This window comes from Amycolatopsis kentuckyensis (genome assembly GCF_041679295.1).
In the GTDB taxonomy this organism is placed as follows: Bacteria; Actinomycetota; Actinomycetes; order Mycobacteriales; family Pseudonocardiaceae; genus Amycolatopsis; species Amycolatopsis kentuckyensis_A.
This window is the reverse complement of sequence record NZ_JBGDMD010000004.1, coordinates 678815-701057: the sequence shown is the minus strand read 5'-3', so window position 1 is coordinate 701057 and position 22243 is coordinate 678815. Positions and strand designations below refer to the sequence as shown.

The following is a 22243-nucleotide window of genomic DNA, read 5'->3' as shown; positions in this document are numbered from 1 at the left end:
TCACTCCGCGGCGAAGCTCTCCGTGCCGAGCACCGTGAGCAGGGCGAGCTTTTCGTGGCTTTCCGTTCCCGGCGTCGCGGTGAAGACGAGCAGCGACTGGCCCTGGTCCGGCTCCAGCAGCAGCTGGCAGTAGAGGTCGAGCCGGCCGACCTGGGGGTGGGCGAACCGCTTGGTTTCGCTCCACCGCAGGCCCACTTCGTGCCGCTCCCACAGCCGGGCGAACTCGTCGCTGGTGCGCCGCAGGAGATCGGCCAGCTCCGCCGCCGGCGAACCGGGTCCGTCGCGGGTGACCGCGCCACGCAGCTGCGCGACGGTGATCCGGCTGTTCTTCTCGTGCTCTTCGGGGTCGTACCGCTCGCGGGCGGCGGAGTCGGTGAACCAGCGGTACGCCGCGCTGCGGGCGTTGCCGGTGTAGCGGGTCTCGTCGCCGAGCAGCGCCACGGCGGACGGCGTCTGCAGCAGCGTCTCGCCGAGCGGGCCCATCACCTGGGCGGTGGTGCCCGCCAAGCCGTCCATGATCCGCATCAGCCCGGGACTGACGTGCCGGGCCCGCAGGTCGCGCCGGGCGGCGCGGTAGCCGGCGAGCAGGAACAGGTGATCGCGCTCGTCGGGGGTCAGCCGCAGGCCGCGGGCGATGGCCGCGACCATCGGCTCCGACGGCTGCGGTCCGGTGCCGCGCTCCAGCCGGGCGAAGTAGTCGGCGGACATGGCGCACAGTTCCGCCACCTCCTCGCGCCGCAGGCCCGGCGCGCGCCGGCGCTGCCCGCGTCGCAGGCCGACGTCCTCCGGTTGCAGTGCCGCCCGCCGGGTGCGCAGGAACGCGCCCAGTGAGGCGAGGTCGAAGCTCATGGTCACCATCGTCGACGAACCGACCGGGTTCAGCCACGGTCTGCGAGTCAGTGGCTGAGCGCGTCCTTCCTCCGCTCGTCGCCGCCGCGTTCCCTGGGGAAGCGATCGGACCACGAGCTGAGGAGCGGAAATGACCAAGTGGACGACGGACGACCTGCCGGACCTGACCGGGCGGACGGTGGTGGTCACCGGCGCGGGCCGCGGCCTGGGACTGATCACGGCGCGGGAGCTCGCCCGCGCCGGCGCCCGGGTCGTGCTGGGGGTGCGGGACGTAGGCAAGGCCCGCGCCGCGGTCGCCGGGCTGCCCGGCACCTTCGACGTCCGGCCGCTGGACGTCGCGGACCTGACGTCGGTGCGGACGTTCGCGGACGCGTGGTCCGGCCCGCTCGACGTCCTGGTCAACAACGCCGGCGTGATGGACGTCCCCGCCGCGCGGACGGCCGACGGGCTCGACCGGCAGACCACCACCAACCACACCGGCCCGTTCCGGCTGACGAACCTGCTGCTCGGGCACGTCACCGACCGGGTCGTGCACGTCACCAGCGAGCTGCACCGGCGGGGCGAGCTCGACCTCGGCGACCTGGACTGGCGGACGCGCGACTACCACGGGATGGCCGCCTACCAGGCGTCGAAGCTGGCGGTGGTCCTGTTCTCCCTGGAGCTGCAGCAGCGGCTGGACGCGGCGGGCAGCCCGGTCCGCTCGGTGCTGGCCAGCCCGGGGATCGCGCGCACCGCGCTGGCCGCCCATTCGCGTTCGAACGTCGTCAACCGCTTCAAGTTCCTGACCAACTCACCGGAACAGGGCGCGCTGTCGGTGCTCTACGCCGCCACGGCGGACGTGCCCGGCAACGCCTACGTCGGGCCGGACGGACCGGGCGGGCTGCGCGGCGGGCCGGCCGTGCGCCGGGCGGGCAAGGCCGGCCTCGACGCGGCGCTGGCCCGCCGCCTCTGGGACGCGACCGACGGCCTCCTGAGCGCGGCAACCCGGTGAACCGGGACGGGATTCCGCGTTTTCTCGTATCCGGCACCGGTACCTCCTACTCTCACAGGAGTGGACGGCATCGACAGTCTCCGGCACGCCATCGAGACCATTCCCATTCCCGGCGCTCCGCCCCGCCTGTCGCGGCAGGGGGCCGCCGTCGGGCTCGCCCTGCTCGACACCTCGTTGCGGCTCAACCACGTGCGCCGGCTGACCGAGCGGCTCACCGTCGTCGAGCACGGGACCGCCCGGCGCAGCACCGAGGTCGACGTCAGCCTCAAGCTGCTCGACGAAGGCCAGCGGCAGGCGACCGCGCAGCTGCAGGACCTCATCGGCCGGGAACACGGCGAGCGCGCCGCATCCCGGCCCGCGCGGCAGCGGTCCCTGTGGGTGCCGCTCGCCCGGCTGCCGCGCCGGGACGTCTCCCCCGTCGACGTCTTCGACAGCTCCGGCCAGAAGCTGCCGCGGCTGACGCAGCACGAGGCGTCCCGGCTGGTCGCCGCCGGGCTCTACCGGCTGCTGCGCGGGATCCTCGCCGGCGACGAGAACGCGCAGACCGCCAAGCACGAGCTGAACACCTTCCTGTTCCAGGTGCACGAACCCCGCTGGCTCATCCAGCAGGCGCTGCTGACGCTGCTCACCGAACGGAACCACCCGGAAGAGCAGTTCACCCTGGCCCCGACCGGCGGCACGGTCCCCGGGTACGGGCGCCAGTGCCGGGAGCTGGCGCTGGACATCCTCGCCAGCTGTTCGGACCTGCTCGTCGAATACGCGTACCTGCTCAACGTCGCGGTACGGGACTACATGCTGGTGGTCGCGCTCGACGACTCGGTCGAGGAACACCGGCTCAGCTACGAAACCCCGCTGCACGTCGAGGCGCGGCGGCCCGCCGCGCAGGAGCAGTGGCGGCGGCTCGCCTCCAGCCGGCGCGGCTACGTCGTCAGCTACGAGACCATGATCCCGGCGACGCTGAAGTCCTACCACCTGGTGGCCGGCACCGCGCCGGAGGCCGAGATCTCGCGGATGTACCTGTCCACGGACGCCGACCAGCACCAGGTCGACGGCCTGGCCGAAGACCTGGTCTCGCTGGCCGAACGGCAGGACGCCGCCCCGCTGCAGGAAGCCGACGGCGCGCGGCACAAGATCCTCGAGCTGCAGGCGCAGACCGTGCTGCGCCGGCTCGCGGACCTGCTGCGCCGCCGCAAGTGGGAGGCCGGCCAGTCCGGCGTGGAGCTGTCGCCGCGCAGCCTGCCCGCCTGCCACCGGCTCGCCGCCGCGGCCACCACGGGCGAGGCGGTCCGGACCGGCACCAACGAACTGGACAACTCGCTGCGGCGGCACCCGGAGTTCACCGCGGCGAACCTGCGCGAGGCCGCGCGCGAGCTGACCGACCGGGAGTTCGGGCAGGACCTCGTGCTGGTCACCGGCATCGCCGACAACGAGGCGCGCGCGTACTGGCGCCGCTCCGGCGGCCGCGACCCGCGCGGCGACCACGTCCGGGTGCGCGCGACGCTCGTGCTCAAGGACTCCACGAAGTCCGGCCCGCTCAACGTGACGTTCTACGCGCTGGCCGTCGCGGCGGTGTCGTTCGTGCTCGGGTGGATGCTCGTGGGCAGCCCGTGGCCGTACGGCCGGGCCGCCACCGACGCGCTCGGCCACATCGGCGACGGCCAGTCCGTGATCACGATGCTGCTGCTGTTGCCGGGTTTCCTCTACAGCCGCCTGTCGCTGCCGCCGCGCCGGACCGTGCTCGGCTACCTCGGGACGTTGCCGCAGGCGCTGGTCCAGCTGAGCATCGCGGCCGTCGCCGCGTTCGCCGCGGCCGTCGCGACGCAGAGCCGCGGCGAAGTCGTGCAGACCACGTTGACCGTCGCGGTGGCGCTGCCGGTGCTCGCCGCGCTGGTGCTGTTCGGCCAGGCGTCGTGGCGCGAGTCGGCGATCCCGTTGTCGCGCATCGGCGCGCCGCGCTGGGCGGGCACCGGGGCGTGGGACCGCCGCAAGCCGCTGGAAGCCGACGTCCGGTTCGACTCGTCCGGGGGGTGGTGAAGGTGCGCAGCCAGCGCGTTTCCGTGCGGAACGTGGCCGACCTCGCGCGGGCCGGGTTCGAGATCGCGCGGCAGCCGGTGACCAAAGTGGACTTCGAGGTGCACCACGCGCTGGCCCGCACCGGGTACCTGCGCGACCTCGTGTCCGCGGACGCCGACAGCGGGGTGTTCCTCGAGACGCTGTGCTCGGCCACGAACGGCGCCGGCGTGGTGATCGGCACCCGCACCCGGAAACCGTTGGACGGCACCGAAGCCGTCGAGCACAGCGACGGCCGGCAGCCGGCCGAACGCCCGGAGGAGAACACGGGCGGCTGGGTCTTCCACCAGACGACCTCGCCCAACCCGACGTTCATCTACGAGTCCGCGCAGACCTTCGAGGGCCTGATCGCGATCGACCCGGGGGCGCGCGAGGTGTGCGAGTGGCACGGCCTGGCGGTCCGCGACCTGGTGCGGGAGATCTCGGACGCGGCGTCGGCGCTGATCGACGCGCCGCTGCTGTCGCTGCAGTGCCCGGCCCAGCTGCCGACGATCGTGAAGACCCGCAACCACGACCTGCGGACCCGCAAGGAGGTGGCGCCGCCCTGTTCGTCGCTGGCGGTCCGGTTCGCGATCGCGCTGCGGGACGTGTCCGCGGCCGCGCGGTTCGAGCTGGCCGACCGGTTCCGCGAGCTGTGCGAGAAGCACGGTTACAGCTTCTGGCTCGCCGACACGCGGCCGGGGCACCGGCAGGGCAACTGGTTCGAGGTCTACCACGCGGACGGCGAGTTTTCCCCGCTGTACAAGGGTGACCTCCGGTCCCGCCAGCGGATCGGCACGTGCCTGCCGGTGACGTTCGTCGGCCCGGCGCGGATCGGCTCGACGCACGCGATCGCGTCGTTCCTGCAGCGCTACCCGCGGGTGGGGGTGGTGGGCTGCGCGGGCACGACGCTGTCGGACGTGGCGTTCGTCCACCTGCAGCTGTCGGTCCAGGGCGTGGCGGCCGACCGGCTCAACCGCATCCTGACGAAGCTGCTGGGCGAGTCCACGACCCCGGCCCGGCCGCAGAAGCTGCTGCGCGAGCTGTTCAAGCGCCTCGGCCTGCCCCCGGACCCGGAGGAGGCGAGCGGATCGTTCGCCGACCCGACGGCGGACTACCAGACGTTCGCGGGCCCGGCGCTGCCGTACCGGCCGTACCAGATGCCGGAGAGCATGGCGGTGTGGGTGTCGTGGGAGATCGCCCGCCAGCACCGCGGCTTGGCGGCGCCGCTGGAGTGCTTGTACCGGGCGTTGGCGCAGGTGGCGTCGGCGGACGAGCTCGCGACGGTGGAGTACTTGATCTGCCGCGCGACGGAGCAGTCGGTGGTCCGGGGCAAGGCGAAACTGGCGGTGCCGAAGTCGGTGCTGAAGCAGTTCACGGCGGGCGGGGTCGAGTTGCCGGCGTCCAAGTTGTGCGCGTCGCTGGAGGAGGCTTGGAAGGCACAGGTGGATCGGTCCGGGGTGGACGGGGTGAGCGAGTTGACGGTGGCGTGGCGGGAGTCGTGGCTTGGTCATTGGACGTACTCGTGACGCTCTGCGGCGGCCGGCCGATCGAATCCGGCCGCCTTGTCGTCCACGCCGGCCGTCCTCACAACGTCAGTACCACCTTGCCGTGGACGTGCCGGCCCGCCTGCAGCTCCACCGCCTCGCGCACCCGCTCGAGCGGGAACGTCGCCGCGATCGGGACTTCCAGCTCCCCCGCCGAAATCAGGTCCGTGATCTGCTTAAGCTCGGCCCACCCCGCGTCGATGCCGCCCGTCGCGCGGACTCCGCCCGGTGGGTTCGGGCCCGCCGCGATCGTCGAGATCCGCTCAGCCGGCACGCCCAGCGCGAGCGCCGCCGAGGCCGTTTCCGTTCCGAACAGGTCCGTTGCCGCGGTCGGCGAGAACGACCGGACCCGGTCCGCCAGCCCCGGGCCGTACGCCACCGGCTCCGCGCCCAGCCCACGCAGGAACTCGAACGTGCCCGGAGAAGCCGTTCCGATCACCCGGGCGCCCGCCGCTCGCGCCAGCTGGACGGCGAACACCCCCACTCCGCCCGCCGCGCCGCCGATCAGGACCGTGTCGTCCGGCCCCAGGCCGATCGCGGACAACGCCGCTGCCGCGGTCAGGCCCGCCACCGGGAGCGTGGCCGCCACGACGTCGGAGATCCCCGCGGGCGTCGGCCAGAGCGTCTCGGCCGGGGTCGGCACCACCGCGAAGTCGGCCGCCGCCGCGGCCATCACCCCGCCGAACACCCGCTGCGCCACCGAAAAGCCCGTCGCGCCCGGGCCGACCTCGTCGACCACCCCCGCCAGGTCGTAGCCGAAGCCCGCCGGCACCGTCACCCCGAACTGCGCCGCCAGGTCCGCGTGCGTCGCCAGGCCCCAGTCCATCGGGTTCAGGCCGGCCGCCGCCACGCGGACGCGGATCTCGCCCGGTCCCGCGTGCGGCTCCGGTACCTCGCGGACCTCCAGGACTTCGGGACCGCCGAACTCTTCGTAAACCACCGCACGGCTCATGAGCCACCTCCGAGTGATGAGACTTGGTCCCATCACCGTACACGAGCTGACGGGACCAAGTCCCGTACACTCGGTTCATGGCCCGCTGGCAGCCCCACGCCCCGGAGCGGCTCGTCGTCGCCGCGCTCGACCTGTTCGAGGAACACGGCTACGAAAACACCACCGTGATCGAGATCGCCGAACGTGCCGGGCTCACGAAGAGCACCTTCTTCCGGCACTTCCCCGACAAGCGCGAGGTCCTCTTCGGCGGCGACACGATGGCGAGCCTCCTCGCCGACGGCGTCGCCGACGCCCCGGACACCGCCACCCCGCTCGAAGCCGTGGTCCACGCCCTCGACGCCGTCGGCCGGGAAGCCTTCACCCCCGAGCGCCGCGAGTTCAGCGCCCGGCGCCGGGCCGTCATCGCCGCCAACCCCGAACTGCGGGAACGCGAAGCGCTCAAGGGGCTCGGGCTCACCGCGGCGATGGCCGAGGCCTTGGAACGCCGTGGCGTGCCCGACCCGGCCTCGCGCGTGGCCGCCCAGCTCGGCGCACTCGTCATGGCGCTCGCCTACGAACGCTGGTGCGACCCCGCCGAAGAAACCGGCTTCGGCGAGGCCGCACGAGACGCTCTCCGTGAAGTGCAGGCCGCTACAGCAGCTTCCTGACGTCACCCGCCCGGGCGCCGGCGGTGGGCGCGCCGCCGATGTCCGACTCGATCGCCGCCGTCACGATGCGGTTGCGGTCACCCGACGACAGCACCCCGGTGCCGACCAGCTCCTGGGTCACCGCCTTCACGTGCTTGACGAACCGGTCGTGCGACGCGTACTCGGCGTTCGCGTCGATGACGTCGTTGATCGTGCAGCCGTTGCCGATGTCGACGTTCACGACCTGGCTGTCGATCTCGCCGATCACCACGGTCTCGCGGGTGTCCGAGACCGGGCACGCGTCCGGTGGCGGCGGGGCCGCGACCACCGTGAACGTCCCCGGCGCCTCCGCCGAGACGTTCCCGGCGACGTCCGTGGCCCGCGCCCGCACCGTGTGCTCGCCCAGCGCGGTCAGCACCACCGGCGCGGTGTACCGCGTCCATCCTCCACTGTCCACTTTGTACTCGATCGAGGCCACCCCGGACTCCGGGTCGACGGCGGCCAGCGTCACGGTCGCCTTGCCGACGAAGTCCCAGTTGCCGTCCTGGTCGCCGGTCACCTGCATGGAGACCACCGGCGCCGTCGTGTCGCCGCCCGCGACCACGGTGAACGCCACGCTCCCCTCGGCGGAAGCGTTCCCGGCGACGTCCCGAGCCCGGTAAGCAACTACGTGTGCCCCGGCCGAAGAGACCTGGACCGGCACGGAATAAGCCGTCCACGCCCCACTGTCTGCTTTGTACTCGACCGCGGCGATGCCGGACCCGGCGTCCGCAGCCGTCACCGTGACCACGGCCTTGCCGACGTAGTTGCCGTCCGCGTCCTGGGTCCCGGCCACCGAAGCCGAGACGGTCGGTGCCGTCGTGTCGCGCTTGACCACGGTGAAGCTCGACATGCCCTCCGGTGAGGTGTTGCCGGCGGCATCGGTCGCCCGGAAGTGGAGCATGTGCGCCCCCGCCCCGGTCACCGCGACCGGCGCCGAGTACGGCGTCCACGCGCCGCCGTCGAGCTGGTACTCCACCGAAGCGACCGGGGAGTCGGCGTCGGTCGCCGTCAAGGAAACCGTGGCGGCGTCGAGGTAGTTGCCCGCCGAGTCCCGGTCTCCGGACAGCGATGCGGTCACCGTCGGCGGGGTCGTGTCACCCTGCCCCTCGACGATCGTGAAGTGCGCCATCCCCTCCGGGGACGTGTTCCCGGCGACGTCGGTCGCGCGGTAGTGCAGCATGTGCATGCCCACCGCGGAGACCACCACCGGCGCCGAGTACGTGGTCCAGGTGCCGCCGTCGAGCTGGTACTCGACCGACGCCACGCCGGAGGCCGTGTCGGTGGCCGAAAGCGAAACCGTGGCCGAGTCGAGGTAGTTGCCGGAAGAGTCGCGATCACCCGCCACCGCGGCGGTCACCACCGGCGCGGTCGTGTCGCCGCCGCCGTCGGAGACGACGAACTCCCCCACCATCGCCGTGTGGCCGGGGATGGTGCAGAAGTACCGGTACTTGCCCGGCGTGAGCGTGACGACGGCTTCGTGCCGGCCGTTCTGCGGGTCGAAGGGGTTGGCCAGGATGTTGAGCGAGACGTCGTGGTTGTAGCCCGGCGTCGAGGTGTCGAACGTCAGGGTGTGCGACATCCCCGTCGTGTTGCCGGTGGCTTCGCTGTTCTCGAAGACGATGGTGGTCTCGCCGGGCAGGGCGCCGGTCGGCGCGGACGCGTATTCGGTGGTGCTGTTGTTCCCGGTCCAGGTCAGCGTCTGGACCGGCGCCGCCAGCGCCGCCACCGGCGTGGCCAGGCCGAGCACCGCCAGCAGCGCCGTCAGCAGCACGGCTATCGGTCGTGGGGACATCGCGGGAAAACCTTCCTGGAAAAGGGGCAGGAGGGTCGTGAGTGAGAAACAGTGTCAGAACACTGTTTCTCACTCACGACCAGCCGCGGCGGACGGCTACAGCTGCCGCACCCGGATGTTGCGGAACTCGACCAGGTCGTTGTCGCTGTGGTTCTGCAGCCCGATGAACCCGCTGACGAACTGCCGCAGGTCGGTCGGCGGGTCACCCGCGCGCGACGACTGCTGGCCCGGCGTGTTGTCGAACTCGTTGATCACCACGCCGTTGCGGATCATCGTGTAGTGCTGCCCGACGACCTTGATCTCGTACTCGTTCCACGTTCCCTTCGGCCGGGCGCCCGCCTGGTCGAGCGGGCGCGGGTCGAAGTTGTAGACCGACCCGGTCTTCTGCGGTTCCCCGGTGTCGCCGTCGTAGATCTGGATTTCGTGGCCGCAGTAGATGGCCACCCACGCCTGCGACGTCCGCGCCGAGCCGACCGTCCCGCAGCTGCCCGGCGGCCGCTGGTCCAGAGGGGTCCGCGGGTCCGGGAAGCGGACGAACACGCCGCTGTTGGCCCGGAACCCGTCCGGTGCGATGTCCTTGAACTGGACCTTCACCGAGAAGTCGCCGAACTGCCGCTGGGCGTACCACAGCATGCCCAGCCCGCCGCCGGCCCGGATCGACCCGTCGGGTTGCAACGTGAACTGCCCCGAGGGCGCTTGTTCCCACGCTCGCAGCGACGCGGCGGTGCCGTCGAACAGCGCCTCGTAGCCCGTCGTGCCCGCCTTGCCGATCGGCGACGCCTCGGCCGCCGCGTTCAGCTCGGCCACCTCGGCGTCATTCAGCACCCCGAGGTCGGACAGCGTCTCGGTGGCCTGCTCGACGTGGTTGACGAACGCCGCGTGGGTGGTCCACACGCCTTCGTCGTCGAGGAAGTCGTCGACCGTGCAGCCACCGCCGGCGTTGCGGTTCACCACCTTGGTGATGCTGTCGCCCAACGTCACCACCGGGCTGGGGTCGGCCACCACGCAGCCGACGTTCACCGAGGTCCGGGTGGTCACCGCTTCACCGTTCGCGTAGGTCACGGTCAGCTTCGCGGTGTAGAGGCCGGTGCGCGGGTAGGTGTGGCGCGGGTCGGCCTGGGTGGACACCGAGCCGTCGCCGAACTCCCAGCGGTAGGACACGCCGCCGGACTTCGAGCCGGTGAACGCCGCCGTCAGCGCCTTGTTCTGCACCATCGTCGACGTCGCCGCCGGCGCCGGGGTCGGCGCGCCACCCGTGTAGCTGATCTTCAGCAGCTTCTGGTTGGCGTCCAGGGAGAAGAACCCGTTGCCGTAGTCCAGGACGTACAGCGCGCCGTCCGGCCCGAACTTGGCGTCCATCCAGCTCTGCACCCGGGTGTCGCCGGCCCCGCCCGGGATGATCTGGCGGAACGTCTCGGCGAACACCGGCGGCTGGTGCGTCGGCACGCCCGCCGGGTCGACGGTCACCGCGACGCGGTTCTGCGAGTTGGACTCGTCGCCGATGAACCACTTGTTGTCCCAGTACGCCGGCCACGCCACGCCGCTGTTCGTGTTGACCAGCGAGCGGTGGTACGTCGGCCCGGACATGACCGCCTGGCCGCCACCGCGCAGGTACGGCTGGGTGTAGGTGGCGTCCGCCGCGACGTACGTCGGGATGGACGAGCCCGGCCGCTTCGGGAAGACCGGGCCGCCACCGTCCGGCGAGTACCAGATCATGTTGTCCTTGATCGGCGGCAGGTTCACCAGGCCGGTGTTGCGCGGCGAGGTGTTGACCGGGTTGTCGCAGTCGTACCAGCCGGTCAGCTCGGCCGCGTTGGTGCTGCTGCGGTCGCGGTAGGGCTGCCGGTTGCCCATGCAGTACGGCCAGCCGTGGTTGCCCGCCTCGGTGATGATGGTCGCCGTCTCGTACTTCGCCGGGCCCAGTTCGGGGCTCGGCGAGGACGCGTCCGGACCGACCCAGCCCGCGGTCATCCAGTTGTGCACCGGGTCGATCTGCAGCCGCGAGATGTTGCGGACGCCCATCACGTAGATCTCCGGGCGGGTCTTGTCCGCCGGGCCGTTCGGGAACAGGTTGCCCGGCGGGATCGTGTACGTCCCGTTCGCCTCCGGGTGGATGCGCAGGATCTTGCCGCCCAGGTCGTTCGTGTTGCCCGCCGTGCGGCGCGCGTCCTGGAACGAGAGGCCCTTGTAGTCGAGCGTCCAGTTGTTGCCGGAGTAGCCGTTCGAGCCGCCCGAGGAGTTGTTGTCCCCGGACCCGACGTAGAGGTTGCCGTCTTTGTCGAACGCCATGCCGCCGCCGGCGTGGCAGCAGCTGTGGATCTGCACGTCCCAGGACAGCAGGTCCTTGCGCGTGGCCTGGTCGATCGTCTGCGCGGTCGCGTTGTAGGTGAACCGCGAGACGGTCCGCTTGCCGATCCGCTTGTCGCGGTCGATCGACTCGTGCGGCATCCAGTAGGCGTAGAACCAGCCGTTCTCGGTGAACTTCGGGTCCAGCGTGATGCCGAGCAGGCCCTCTTCGTTCTTGACCAGCTCGTCGCCGCTGCCCCGGTTGCCCATCACGCGCAACGTCGTGAGCAGCTTGACCTTCTTGGTGACCGGGTCCCACTGGTGGATCGTGCCGCAGCCGAGGCCGACGTTCGGGTCGTCCCAGCTGACGACCGGCCCGGTCGGGCAGGCCGCCTTGCCGATGTAGAACACCTTGCCGTCCGGGGCGATGGTGAGTCCGTGCGGCTCGCCGATCTGGTCGAGCTGCCCGGCCGCGTTCTTGCCGGTCAGCCGCTCGACCTTGTAGTTCGCGGCGATCCCGGCCTGGCAGTCGCCACGCACCATGCCGGTCGTCCAGCGCAGGGCGCCGAGCAGGTGCTTGCGGAACTGGTCTTCGCCGTACGAGCCTTCGGTGCGGCCCATGCCGGTGTAGAAGGAGCGGCCGCCGTCGTAGTCGCGGCACCACGAGATCGGGTGGAACGCGCCGTTCGCGCCGACGCCCGGCTGGTAGCCCTTCTCCTCGACCTGCGCGACCGTGTGGACGGTGCCGACCGGGTTGGTCTCCCAGTTGAGCCAGCGGTCGGTGCGCGTCCAGTTCTGCGGCAGCCCGGCGGTGGCCGGGTGCTGCGCGTCGAGGACGTCGACGACGGCCTGCTGTGGCGCCGGCTCGGGCGGCGGCGGGGTCGTCGAGGTGTCCTTGAACAGCTTGAGGTCGGCGAGCTGGATGAGCGGCTCACCCGAGTTCGCGGTGATGTTCAGCCGGTAGTTCGGGTACACCGTCGTGTTGGCGAAGGTGAAGGTCCGGGTCTGGAACCGTTCTCCGAACACCTCGTTGGTGCGCGTGTCCAGGTCGACCCAGGTGCTGCCGTCGGCCGAACCCTGCAGGGTCCAGTTCTTCGGGTCGCGGCCGGGGAAGTCGTTGGCCGACACCAGGGAGTAGCTGCTGACCGCGACCGGGGTGGCCATCTTGTAGGCCGCCCAGCCGGTGTTCGCGAACGTCAGCCACTTGGTGTTTTCGTTGTTGTCGGCGAGCTTTTCCTTGGTCTCGTTCGGCGGGTTCTCCGCGCTCGCCGTCACCGACGCCACCGCTTCCGGCGTCGGGCGCGCGCCGACCGGGCGGGCGCCGATCAGGCCGGTGAACCACTGGGACGAGTCCTGCGCGCGGGCGGCGTCGGAGATACCGAGGAAACCCCCACCCGCCTTCATGTAGGCCTGCAGCGCGCCTTCCTGGTCACGGCTGAGCGTGACGCCCTGCGCGGACAGGTAGACGACCCCGCGGTACTTCGCGAGGTTGGCGGTGCTGAACACGGCCGGGTCCGAGGACGCCGTCACCGTGATGCCGTTGTCCGTGCCCAGCCGGGCGATCGCGTCGGCCGCGCGCAGCACGGGGTCCTTCTGATCCGCCGCCGCGCCGTGGAAGACCAGCACGTTGACGGGCACGTTCACCGCGGCGGGCGCGGCCTGCGCCACCGGCATCGTGATCAGCGGGGCCCCGGCCGCCAGGACCGAGCCGATGGCGAGCACGAGCGCCCCGCGCCTTCCGAACCACCGTTTTCCCATAGCTCCCGTCCTCATGCGTGCGTCCGTCCGTCCGGATTCATGTCGTGCCCGGAGTGGTCATGCAGCTTGAACCGGTCGATCGCTTCCTGTGCCCCGTCGGGGAGGCTGCCGTCGGCGTTGCGGACCAGGAACAGGCCCACCATCCCGCCGTCCGAATGGGTCTGGACGTGGCAGTGGTACATCCACGCGCCCGGCCCGACGCCCTCGCCGGCGATCACCTGGAAGCCGAAGGAGCTGCCGGGGTCGAGGTTCTTGTTGTCGACGATGGCAGCGTTGTCAGCGGCGCCGCCGAGCATCCCGGTGCGGGTGTCGGCCCAGCGGTGCGCGTGCAGGTGGAACGTGTGCGGCAGGCTGCCGTACCCGATGCAGACCCACTCGACGCGCTCGCCGAGCCGCGCCTCGAGGATCGGCGTGTCGGGCGCCATCTTGTGGTTGATCATCATCTCGTTGAACACCACGGTGTACTGCTTGCTGGGCAGCAGGTCGCCGCGCTTGCGCACGATCAGCCCGCCGTAGAGCCCGCGGGCGAGGCCGGCGGTGCCGTGGTCGGTGCCCATCGCGTGGTCGTGGTAGTGCCAGTAGCCCGCGTTGCCCGGCATCCAGAACCCGCCGCCGGCGTCGTACCGGGCCCGCGTCTTCCAGGTGTAGGTCCGCGTTTCGCCCGGCTTGTTGAACGACGCGTTGAGCGGGGCGCCGTCGGACCCGGTGTCGTAGTTGACGCCGTGCGGGTGGATCGACAGCCGCTGATCGGTCCGGTTGACCAGTTCGATCTCGAGGGTGTCGCCCTCGTAAATCTCCAGCAGCGGCCCGGGGATGGTGGCCTTGCCCGGCTCGAGACCGTAGCCGTAGAGGCCGCCGGGCAGGGCTTCGGCGTAAATGGTGATCTGGCGGTTCAAGCCCGCCGCGAAGGCCGAATCGGCCATCCCGACCGCGGGCACGAGGACGCCCGCGGCGGTTCCGGCCAGCATCGACCGACGTGACACTCGCATGCGACTTTCCCCCGGGGTCTCAGAAACGCACGGTGCGGAGGTACTCGAAGCCGACCTTCGCCGTGTTCAGCGGGTCGGCGGGCTGGTCGTGCTCGACGATGTACTCGCCGATGTTGTGGCAGGAAGCGGCGAAGATGCGCGGGAAGTTGATGACACCCGCGCCGGGGTCGACCATCTGCCCGTCCGCCGTGCGGTCCTTCACGTGGTACTGCGTGACGCGCGGGTAGTTGCGCCGGAACAGCTCGACCGGGTCCGCGCCGCCGTTCACTGCCCAGAACAGGTCGATTTCCAAGTGCACGAGCCGCTTGTCCGTCTTCGCGGTGAGGACGTCGTACGGGACCACGCCACCGATCGGGGCGAACTCGTGGTCGTGGTTGTGGTACCCGAGCTTCAGCCCGGCCTTCTCGAAGGCGACCGCGGCGGTGTTCATGCGGCCCGCGAAGGCCTCCCACTCGGCGATGGTGCCGAAATTGGCGTACGGCACGACGACCGAGCGGTTGCCGAGGATCTTCGCGTCGGCGATGACCTGGTTCAGGTCACCGTCGATGCCGACGTGGGTCGAGGACGCCGTGATGTGGTTGCGGTCGAGGATGGCGCGGAACTCGGTGGCGCTGCGGCCGTAGGTGCCGGCCAGCTCGACCTTCCGGTAACCGATGTCGGCCAGCGCCGACAGCGTGCCTTCGGGATCGTTCTGCAGCAGGGACCTCAGCGAGTAGAGCTGGATGCTGATCTTGTCGAGCGGCACGCGGCGGCGAGCCGGGGAGGCGTCCGCGGTGCCGGGCAACGCGATGGCCGCCGCCCCCACCGTGAGGGCCGCCGTGGCCACGTTCAGGAATGTCCGTCGGGAGTGCTGCTCTGGCCTGTCACCGCACATGGAACTCCCTCATTTCTGGTTGCTGAAAGCCGCGTCGAAAGCCGCCGACGGCTGGTCGAACAGGTGCTCGCGCAGGTACTTCACCGCCTCCGCCGCGCCCCGGAGCCGGTCCATCCCGGCGTCTTCCCACTCCACCGAGATCGGGCCGGTGTAGCCGATCGAGTTCAGCGCCCGGAAGCAGTCCTCCCACGGGACGTCGCCGTGGCCGACGGACACGAAGTCCCAGCCGCGGCGGGGATCCGCCCAGGCCAGGTGCGACCCGAGGCGGCCGTTGCGGCCGTCGAAGCGCTTTCTCGTGTCCTTGCAGTCGACGTGGTAGATCCGGTCGGCGAAGTCGAGGATGAACCCGACCGGGTCGAGGTCCTGCCAGACGAAGTGCGACGGGTCCCAGTTCAGCCCGAACGCCGGCCGGTGGTCCATGGCTTCGAGGGCGCGCTTGGTCGTCCAGTAGTCGTACGCGATCTCGGACGGGTGGACCTCGTGCGCGAACCGGACGCCCACCTCGTCGAAGACGTCGAGGATCGGGTGCCACCGACGGGCGAAGTCCGCGTAACCGTCATCGATGTCATCGCGCGTGACCGGCGGAAACATCGCCACGTACTTCCAGATCTTCGACCCCGTGAAGCCGATGACGGTGTCCACGCCGAGCTTCGCCGCCGCCCGCGCGGTGTCGGCCATTTCGGCCGCCGCCCGCTGCCGGACGCCCTCCGGTTCGCCGTCGCCCCAGATGCGGGACGGGAGGATCGCGCGGTGCCGGGCGTCGATCGGGTCGTCGCAGACGGCCTGCCCGACGAGGTGGTTCGAGATGGCCCACACCTTGAGCCCGTGCTCGGCGAGCAACGCCAGCCTGCCCGGCACGTAGTCCTCTTCGGACAGTGCGCGGTCGACCTCGAAGTGGTCGCCCGAGCAAGCGATTTCCAGGCCGTCGTAACCCCAGTCGGCGGCCAGCTTGCAGACCTCCGTGAACGGCAGATCGGCCCACTGGCCGGTGAACAGCGTGACGGGACGGCTCATTTCTCCTCCACCGACGTCCAGGCCGCCTGCGCGGCCGCGCTCTTCTCCACGGCGTCCAGCACGCGCTGGACGCGCAGGCCGTCGTCGAAGCTCGGCGCGGGATCGGTGCCCGCGCCGATGGCGTCCAGGAGGTCGGCGACCTCGTGCGTGAACGTGTGCTCGTAGCCGAGCAGGTGCCCCGGCGGCCACCACGCGCCGACGTACGGGTGCTGCGGCTCGGTGACGAGGATGCGCCGGAACCCGGCTTCGGTCCCGCCGCCCTCGTACCACTGGAGCTCGTTCATCGACTCGAAGTCGAACGCCAGGCTCGCCTTCGAGCCGTTGATTTCCAGCCGCATCGCGTTCTTGCGGCCCAGCGCGAACCGGGTCGCTTCGAAGGTCGCCACCGCGCCCCCGGCCAGCCGCGCCAGGAACAACGCGGTGTCGTCGACCGTCACGTCGTCCGTCTCGCCGGTTTCGGACGGCCGCTGCTTCACGAAGGTGTTCGTCAGCGCCGAGACGCCGGTGATCAGGTCGCCGGTGACGAACTGGGCGGCGTCGACGATGTGCGCGCCCAGGTCGCCCAGCGCGCCGGACCCGGCGGACTCCTTGCGGAGCCGCCAGGTCATCGGCGCCTCGGGATCGGACAGCCAGTCCTGCAGGTACACCGACCGGACGTGCCGGATCTCGCCGAGCGCCCCACTCGCGACCAGTTTCCTGGCGTGCGCGAGCGCGGGCACCCGGCGGTAGTTGAACGCGACCATGGCCCGCACCCCGCGGTCCCGGGCCCGCCGGGCCGCCTCGGCCATCGCTTCGGCCTCCGCGACCGAGTTGGCCAGGGGTTTCTCGCACAGCACGTGCTTGCCGGCCTCCAGCGCGGCGATCGCGATCTCCGCGTGGCTGTCCCCCGGGGTGCAGACGTCGACCAGGCCGACGTCGTCCCGGGCGACGAGCTTGCGCCAGTCGGTCTCGACGTCCTCCCAGCCGAACTTCGCCGCGGCGGCCTTCGCCCGGGCCTCGTCCCGGCCGCCGAGCACGGCCAGTCGCGGCACCAGCGGTGGATCGAAGAACCGGTGGACGCTGCGCCAGGCGTGCGAATGCACCGCACCCATGAACGCGTGGCCGACCATGCCGATCCCGATGGTTTCCCGTCCCGGGCTCATACCCCTCCTTTGTTCTCTTCGGACAGACCGGTCAGGAGTCGAAGCCGACGTCGAGGTACTGGTCGACGTTCTCCTTGGTCACGACCGCCGAATACGTGGTGATCTCGGCCGGGATGTCGTGCTCGGCCAGATCGCCGATCCCCTTGCCCTGCCCCAGCAGCCGGGCGAGCGCGACCGCCGTCGAGGCCATCGACGGGCTGTAGAGCACCGTCGCCTTGATCGGCGAGGAGTCGGCCTTGATCAGGTTCATCATGTTCTTCGAGCCGGCGCCGCCGACCATGATGAACTCCTTGCGGCCCGCGGTGTCGATCGCCGCGTTGACGCCGATGCCCTGGTCGTCGTCGTGGTTCCACAGCGCGTCCAGCTTGGGCGCGCCCTGCAGCAGGTTCGCGGTCTGCTGCTCCCCCGACTCCGAGGTGAACTGCGCCGACACCCGCGGCCCCACGCTGAACCCGGCGCGCCCCAGCGCGTCCTTGAAGCCCTTGCTGCGTTCCTGGGTCAGCGGCAGCGAGTCGATCCCGGCGACCTCGCCGATGACCGGGTTGGCGACGTTCTTCTTCTTGAGCTCCGCGGCGATGTAGTTGCCCGCGTTGACGCCCATCCGGTAGTTGTCACCGCCGATCCAGGTTCTATAGGCCAGCGGTGTGTCGAAGACGCGGTCGAGGTTGATCACCGGGATGCCGGCGTCCATCGCCTGCTGGCCGACCGCGGTGAGCGCCTTGCCGTCGAAGGGCAGGATCACCAGGACGTCGACCTTGGCGTTGATCAGCGTCTCCACCTGCGAGATCTGCTGGTTGACGTCGTTGGTGCCCTCGGTCGCGTTGAACTTCACCTCGCTGAACTTCTGCGCCTGGGCCTTGGCGTTCTTGGTGATCGCCGCGATCCAGCCGTGGTCGGCGGCCGGGGCGGAGAAGCCGATGGTGATCGGCTTGCCCGGCTGGGCGTTGTTGCCCGCGTTGGCGACCGGCGCGTTCGACTCCGAGTTCGCGGGCGTGTTCGACGTGCAGCCGGCCAGCAGCGCGCCGGCGCCGACGGCGGCCCCGCCCAGCAGGAATCCTCGGCGGCCGAGGAAGGGTTGTTCGGCCATGGTGACCTCCATCGGTGGTGATTAAGGACCGGTCCTGGCTTTCCTGGCCCGGAACTGCAAGAGCACGGCGAGCACGATGATCACGCCCTTGGCGATGTTCTGGATGTCGGTGTCCAGGTTGTTCAGCGTGAAGATGTTCGACAGCACCGTGAAGATCAGCACGCCGATGAGGGTGCCGATGAGCGAGCCGCGGCCGCCGGTCAGCAGCGTGCCGCCGATGACCACCGCCGCGATCGCGTCGAGCTCGTAGAACATGCCGTTGGTCGAGGCGCCCGCCGTCGTCCGCGCGACGACCATCAGCGCGGCGATCCCGCAGCACAGCCCGGCCACGCCGTAGACGAGCGCGAGGTGGCGCTTGACGTTGATGCCGGCCAGCCGCGACGCCTCGGCGTTGCCGCCGACCGCGTACGTCCGCCGGCCGAAGGTGGTGCGGTTGAGCACGACCCAGCCGACCGCGAACACGAGCGCGAACAGCCAGATCAGCGTCGGGATGCCGAGGAAGCCGCCGCGGAAGAAGGCGAGGAAGTCCTGGTCGGCGACGACCTGGGTGCGGCGGCCGCTGATCCGCTCGGCGAGCCCGCGGGCCGAGACGTACATCGCCAGGGTCGCGATGAACGGCACGACCTTGCCGTAGGCCACGAGCACGCCGTTGATCAGCCCGCAGCCGAGGCCGACCGCGAGTCCACAGAGGACCATCACCCACGGCCCGTACGACTGCGTGGCCAACGTCGTCAGCCAGACACCGGCCAGGCCGACCATCGAGCCGACGGACAGGTCGATCCCGCCGCTGATGATCACGAACGTCATCCCGACGCTGACCACCCCGATCGCCGCGGCCAGCCGCAGGATCGTCGAGATGTTGCTTTCGGTGAAGAACAGCTCGGGCCGGGTGAACTGGCCGACCAGGCACAGCACGACGAGCACGCCGGCCAGGCCGAGCAGCCGCGGGTCGGCGGAGAAGGCGAACCGCCGCTTCCGTTCGGCGGGCAGCGCTTCCTGTGGCGGTGCTTGCGTTTCGGTCATGCCGCGCTCCCCTCGAGAATCACGTCGAGCACCTCGGCCTCGGTCAGCCCGCCGGAGCGCCGGTCGGCGAGGACGCGGCCCTCGCGCAGCACCAGCACCCGGTCGGACAGCCCGAGCACCTCGGGGATTTCGCTGGACACCAGCACGATCGCGACGCCGGTCGCGGCCAGCTCGTCGATCAGCCGGTACAGCTCGGCCCGGGCGCCGACGTCGACGCCGCGCGTCGGCTCGTCGAGCAGCAGCACCCGGCACCCGCGGACCAGCCACCGCGCGAGCACGGCCTTCTGCTGGTTGCCGCCGGACAGCGTGCGGACGATCCGGCGCGGATCGGCGGGCCGCAGGTCGAGCTGCCGCAGGCTCGCGCCGGCGTCGTCCAGTTCCTTGGCGCGCTCGGTGAACCCGAGCTTCGCGTAGCGGCCGAGGCTGGCCAGGGTCACGTTGTGCACGACCGGGAGGTCGAGCAGCAGGCCCTGGCTCTTGCGTTCCTCGGGCGCGAGCCCGATGCCGGCCTTGACGGCGGCCCGGACGCCTGGGCCGAGCGGTTTTCCCTGCACGGAAACGGTTCCACGGTCGGCCTTGCGCGCGCCGAAGATCGTTTCCAGGAGTTCGCTGCGGCCCGAGCCGACCAGGCCGGCGATGCCGACGACCTCGCCCGCGTGGACGGTGAAGCTGACGTCCTCGAATTCGCCCTGCCGGGAGAGGTGCTCGACTTCGAGGGCCGGCTCCGGCCGGGCGTGGCCGTCGTGGCGCGGCCCGAAGACCGTCTCGACCTTGCGCCCGGCCATCAGCGCGACCAGGTCGGCGGTCGGCGTCGCGCGGGCGTCGAGGCCGGTGCCGACGGTCCGGCCGTCCTTGAGCACGGTCACCCGGTGCCCGATCCGGCGCAGCTCTTCGAGCCGGTGCGAGATGTAGACGACCGCGACGCCGTCGGCGGTCAGCTCGCCGACGATCCGGAAGAGGTTGTCGACCTCCTCGCCCGCCAGCGCGGCGGTCGGTTCGTCCATCACGAGCAGGCGGGCGTCGTGGGCGAGCGCGCGGGCCATCGAGACGAGCTGCTGCCCGGCGGCGGAGAGCTTGCCGACCTCCGTCGACGGGCGGATGTCGGGGTGGCCGAGCCGGGCCATCAGGCGGGCGGCCTCGTCGCGGGCCTGCGAGATGCGCGTGAAGCCGAAGCGGGCGCGTTCGTGGCCGAGGAAGATGTTGTCCGCCACCGAAAGCCCGGGCACCAGGTCGAGTTCCTGGTACATGGTGGCGATGCCCAGGCGCAGGGCGTCGACCGGCGTGCCGAGCGTGACGGGTTCGCCCTGCCAGGTGATCTCGCCGGTGTCGGGCTGGTGCGCGCCGGCGAGGACCTTGATGAGCGTCGACTTGCCCGCGCCGTTCTGGCCGAGCAGGCAGTGCACCTCGCCCGGTTCGACGTCGAGGTCGACGCCGTCGAGCGCGCGGACACCGGGGAAGGTCTTCACGATCCCGCGGACGGACAGCAGGGTCATACCGAGGCCTCCTCGACGAGCGTCGGGTTCGCGAACAGCCGCTCGGCCGCCAGGTGGGCGGCGCCCCGCAGCGGAGCGCCCAGGCCGAGCCGGGACGGCACGATCCGGGCGTGGCCGAGCGGCCGGGCGGCGAGCTCGACCCGGATCGGTTCCACCAGCCAGTCGCCGAGCTCGGCGAAGTAGCCGCCGAGCACGACGACGTCCGGGTCGAGCACGTCGACCACAGTGGACAGTGCGACACCGAGGGCGACACCGAGCTCGTGTACCGCGGTGGCGGCGCGCTGGTCACCGAGCCGGACGCGTTGCTTGAGCAGGGCGATCCGGCCGCCGACGCCGAGGGCGGGATCGTGCAGCGGATCCCCGGGCGCGGCCGCCGCGCGCAGGACCGCGGCGAGGTTCGCCTTCGTCTGCAGGCAGCCGGTCCGGCCGCAGGAGCACCGTTCGCCGGACGGGTCGACGGCGATGTGCCCGACCTCGCCCGCGAACCCGCGCGCGCCGCGCAGGATGGTGCCCCCGGAGAAGAGTCCCCCACCAACGGCCGTGCCACCGCTGAGGTAGAAGAGTTCGCTCCCGGCGCCGTCGACGGCTTCGGCGAGGGCACCGAGGTTGGCGTCGTTGTCGACGGCGACGGCCTCGGCGGGCACGCCCAGCCGGGCGGCCATCAGGCCGGCGATCTCGGCATCGCGCCAGCGCAGGGCGGGGGCGAGCCGCAGCACGGCGGCGGCCGAGTCGACGAGCCCGGGCACGGAGACGGCCACCCCGACGGGGGTGCCGGGCAGCACCTGCTGGGCGAGGTGGGCGAGTTCGTCCATGCAGCGGGGCAGCCCGAGCGCGGCGACGTCGACGACCTCGGCTCTTTCGCCGAGGGTCCGGCCGGCGAGATCGGTGACGACGGCGGACAGCCGGTCGGCTTCGATGCCGAGGGCGAGGGCGTAGGCGTCTTCGCCGTGGAGTTCGACGAGCCGGCTCGGCCGTCCGTTGCCGGTCCGGACCCCGGCGGCCCGCACGAGCCCGCGCCCGGAGAGGTCGGCGAGCAGGCCGGGCAGAGCGGACTTGGCGATGCCACAGCGGGCGGCGAGCTGGGTCCGCGAGAGGGGCCCGGAGCGGAGGGCGCGGAGGACGGAGGCGAGGTTGGCCGTCCGCGGGCTCGCCGGGTCGGCTCGCCTGGTCTCGGCCACGATGCCCCCACTTGTGTCGTCAAGCGACGGACTTTGTCGCTCAGGCAGCGAAAGTAGGGTGGTGCGCGTCACTCGTCAAGGTGATGAAGTAGCTGCCTGCCCGGTTTTCACCCGGATAGACGTGCGAAACCGGACAGACTTTCGATTCGAACGTGCAAAAGTCTGTCCGATTCAGACATTACTAGGCGGGCTCGCTCAGCAACCCCTCGTGAGCTCTCGGCCGGCTCCAGACGACGTGAATGACTCATTCATGTCGTCAGGCGACAGGGCTCCGGCAAAGTCGGATCGGCGCGGCCGGTCCGGCGGCCGGTGACGTCATGAACGAGTCGTTCACCTCGCCGGATGCGATGAACGAGTCGTTGATGACTACCGGAACTCGGCGGTCCGCCGAGGCGCCTCTTCGGCCCGGCGTTCCGCGGGCGGGGCGGGAGCAGCTGTCCTGCCAAAGCCTCTTCCGGCACCCCGAAGCTGTCATTGTGACTACGGCCGGCAACACCGCGTCAAGGCGGGAAAGATGCCTTGACCCGGCGCTGCCGGCCGTGTTCTGGCTT

Annotated in this window: 16 protein-coding genes; 4 read left to right on the top strand and 12 right to left on the bottom strand. The window is 71.1% G+C overall.

The window, feature by feature from the left end:
* Entirely contained in the window at nucleotides 1-849 is an 849-nt protein-coding gene (locus tag ACERZO_RS19725) for a helix-turn-helix transcriptional regulator (protein WP_372666154.1), read from the bottom strand.
* Between the two features lie 130 nt (nucleotides 850-979).
* On the opposite strand from ACERZO_RS19725, the gene ACERZO_RS19720 reads away from it, so the two are divergent.
* Genes ACERZO_RS19720 through ACERZO_RS19710 form a run of 3 tightly spaced genes read left to right on the top strand, consistent with a single transcriptional unit; the run spans nucleotide 980 to nucleotide 5418 of the window.
* Entirely contained in the window at nucleotides 980-1840 is an 861-nt protein-coding gene (locus ACERZO_RS19720) for an SDR family NAD(P)-dependent oxidoreductase (protein ID WP_372666153.1), read from the top strand.
* A 60-nt stretch (nucleotides 1841-1900) separates the two neighbouring features.
* Entirely contained in the window at nucleotides 1901-3874 is a 1974-nt protein-coding gene (locus ACERZO_RS19715; protein ID WP_372666152.1) for a hypothetical protein, read from the top strand.
* Between the two features lie 2 nt (nucleotides 3875-3876).
* A complete protein-coding gene (locus ACERZO_RS19710) occupies nucleotides 3877-5418 on the top strand; it encodes a hypothetical protein (RefSeq protein ID WP_372666151.1) in 1542 nt (513 codons plus the stop codon).
* Between the two features lie 58 nt (nucleotides 5419-5476).
* Here the strand turns inward: ACERZO_RS19710 and ACERZO_RS19705 are convergent, their stop codons facing one another.
* Nucleotides 5477-6388 carry an NADP-dependent oxidoreductase gene (locus tag ACERZO_RS19705; protein ID WP_372666150.1) on the bottom strand — a complete coding sequence of 304 codons (912 nt, stop codon included), beginning with the start codon at nucleotides 6386-6388 and terminating at the stop codon, nucleotides 5477-5479.
* Nucleotides 6389-6465: 77 nt separating this feature from the next.
* Here ACERZO_RS19705 and ACERZO_RS19700 point away from each other — a divergent pair, with 77 nt between their 5' ends.
* Nucleotides 6466-7035, top strand: coding sequence for a TetR/AcrR family transcriptional regulator (locus tag ACERZO_RS19700; RefSeq protein WP_372666149.1), 570 nt, complete (start codon nucleotides 6466-6468; stop codon nucleotides 7033-7035).
* Here the strand turns inward: ACERZO_RS19700 and ACERZO_RS19695 are convergent.
* The 10 genes from ACERZO_RS19695 to ACERZO_RS19650 all read right to left on the bottom strand — a co-directional run bounded on the left by ACERZO_RS19695 (nucleotide 7019) and on the right by ACERZO_RS19650 (nucleotide 21692).
* The gene (locus tag ACERZO_RS19695; RefSeq protein WP_372666148.1) at nucleotides 7019-8848 is read right to left on the bottom strand and encodes an OmpL47-type beta-barrel domain-containing protein; all 1830 of its coding nucleotides are present in this window, start codon (nucleotides 8846-8848) and stop codon (nucleotides 7019-7021) included. The two genes, ACERZO_RS19700 and ACERZO_RS19695, sit on opposite strands and share 17 nt — an antisense overlap.
* 96 nt (nucleotides 8849-8944) lie before the next feature.
* Nucleotides 8945-12808 (bottom strand): ThuA domain-containing protein, encoded by a 3864-nt coding sequence (locus ACERZO_RS19690; RefSeq protein WP_372666426.1) that lies wholly within the window; start codon nucleotides 12806-12808, stop codon nucleotides 8945-8947.
* Nucleotides 12809-12903: 95 nt separating this feature from the next.
* Entirely contained in the window at nucleotides 12904-13881 is a 978-nt protein-coding gene (locus tag ACERZO_RS19685) for a multicopper oxidase domain-containing protein (RefSeq protein ID WP_372666147.1), read from the bottom strand.
* Nucleotides 13882-13900: 19 nt separating this feature from the next.
* Nucleotides 13901-14755, bottom strand: a complete 855-nt coding sequence (locus ACERZO_RS19680) for a TIM barrel protein (protein WP_372666146.1) — start codon at nucleotides 14753-14755, stop codon at nucleotides 13901-13903.
* A gap of 9 nt (nucleotides 14756-14764) precedes the next feature.
* On the bottom strand, nucleotides 14765-15769 hold the full coding sequence (locus ACERZO_RS19675; RefSeq protein ID WP_372666145.1) for a sugar phosphate isomerase/epimerase family protein: 1005 nt from the start codon (nucleotides 15767-15769) through the stop codon (nucleotides 14765-14767).
* Nucleotides 15766-16911 carry a Gfo/Idh/MocA family protein gene (locus ACERZO_RS19670; RefSeq protein WP_372666144.1) on the bottom strand — a complete coding sequence of 382 codons (1146 nt, stop codon included), beginning with the start codon at nucleotides 16909-16911 and terminating at the stop codon, nucleotides 15766-15768. The genes ACERZO_RS19675 and ACERZO_RS19670 overlap by 4 nt, the downstream gene beginning before the upstream one ends.
* Nucleotides 16912-16942: 31 nt before the next feature.
* Nucleotides 16943-17998, bottom strand: coding sequence for a substrate-binding domain-containing protein (locus ACERZO_RS19665; RefSeq protein ID WP_310969748.1), 1056 nt, complete (start codon nucleotides 17996-17998; stop codon nucleotides 16943-16945).
* A 21-nt stretch (nucleotides 17999-18019) separates the two neighbouring features.
* Nucleotides 18020-19021, bottom strand: coding sequence for an ABC transporter permease (locus tag ACERZO_RS19660; protein ID WP_372666143.1), 1002 nt, complete (start codon nucleotides 19019-19021; stop codon nucleotides 18020-18022).
* On the bottom strand, nucleotides 19018-20514 hold the full coding sequence (locus tag ACERZO_RS19655) for a sugar ABC transporter ATP-binding protein (RefSeq protein WP_372666142.1): 1497 nt from the start codon (nucleotides 20512-20514) through the stop codon (nucleotides 19018-19020). Before ACERZO_RS19655 ends, ACERZO_RS19660 begins: the two co-directional genes overlap by 4 nt.
* A complete protein-coding gene (locus ACERZO_RS19650; RefSeq protein WP_372666141.1) occupies nucleotides 20511-21692 on the bottom strand; it encodes an ROK family protein in 1182 nt (393 codons plus the stop codon). Before ACERZO_RS19650 ends, ACERZO_RS19655 begins: the two co-directional genes overlap by 4 nt.
* Nucleotides 21693-22243 lie beyond the last annotated feature (551 nt).

Excerpts from the sequence above, each read along its gene's own strand:
- ACERZO_RS19725 (WP_372666154.1), bottom strand. The coding sequence starts at position 849 with ATGAGCTTCGACCTCGCCTCACTGGGCGCGTTCCTGCGCACCCGGCGG.
- ACERZO_RS19720 (WP_372666153.1), top strand. The coding sequence starts at position 980 with ATGACCAAGTGGACGACGGACGACCTGCCGGACCTGACCGGGCGGACG.
- ACERZO_RS19705 (WP_372666150.1), bottom strand. The coding sequence starts at position 6,388 with ATGAGCCGTGCGGTGGTTTACGAAGAGTTCGGCGGTCCCGAAGTCCTG.
- ACERZO_RS19700 (WP_372666149.1), top strand. The coding sequence starts at position 6,466 with ATGGCCCGCTGGCAGCCCCACGCCCCGGAGCGGCTCGTCGTCGCCGCG.
- ACERZO_RS19695 (WP_372666148.1), bottom strand. The coding sequence starts at position 8,848 with ATGTCCCCACGACCGATAGCCGTGCTGCTGACGGCGCTGCTGGCGGTG.
- ACERZO_RS19690 (WP_372666426.1), bottom strand. The coding sequence starts at position 12,808 with ATGCCGGTGGCGCAGGCCGCGCCCGCCGCGGTGAACGTGCCCGTCAAC.
- ACERZO_RS19685 (WP_372666147.1), bottom strand. The coding sequence starts at position 13,881 with ATGCGAGTGTCACGTCGGTCGATGCTGGCCGGAACCGCCGCGGGCGTC.
- ACERZO_RS19680 (WP_372666146.1), bottom strand. The coding sequence starts at position 14,755 with ATGTGCGGTGACAGGCCAGAGCAGCACTCCCGACGGACATTCCTGAAC.
- ACERZO_RS19675 (WP_372666145.1), bottom strand. The coding sequence starts at position 15,769 with ATGAGCCGTCCCGTCACGCTGTTCACCGGCCAGTGGGCCGATCTGCCG.
- ACERZO_RS19670 (WP_372666144.1), bottom strand. The coding sequence starts at position 16,911 with ATGAGCCCGGGACGGGAAACCATCGGGATCGGCATGGTCGGCCACGCG.
- ACERZO_RS19665 (WP_310969748.1), bottom strand. The coding sequence starts at position 17,998 with ATGGCCGAACAACCCTTCCTCGGCCGCCGAGGATTCCTGCTGGGCGGG.
- ACERZO_RS19660 (WP_372666143.1), bottom strand. The coding sequence starts at position 19,021 with ATGACCGAAACGCAAGCACCGCCACAGGAAGCGCTGCCCGCCGAACGG.
- ACERZO_RS19655 (WP_372666142.1), bottom strand. The coding sequence starts at position 20,514 with ATGACCCTGCTGTCCGTCCGCGGGATCGTGAAGACCTTCCCCGGTGTC.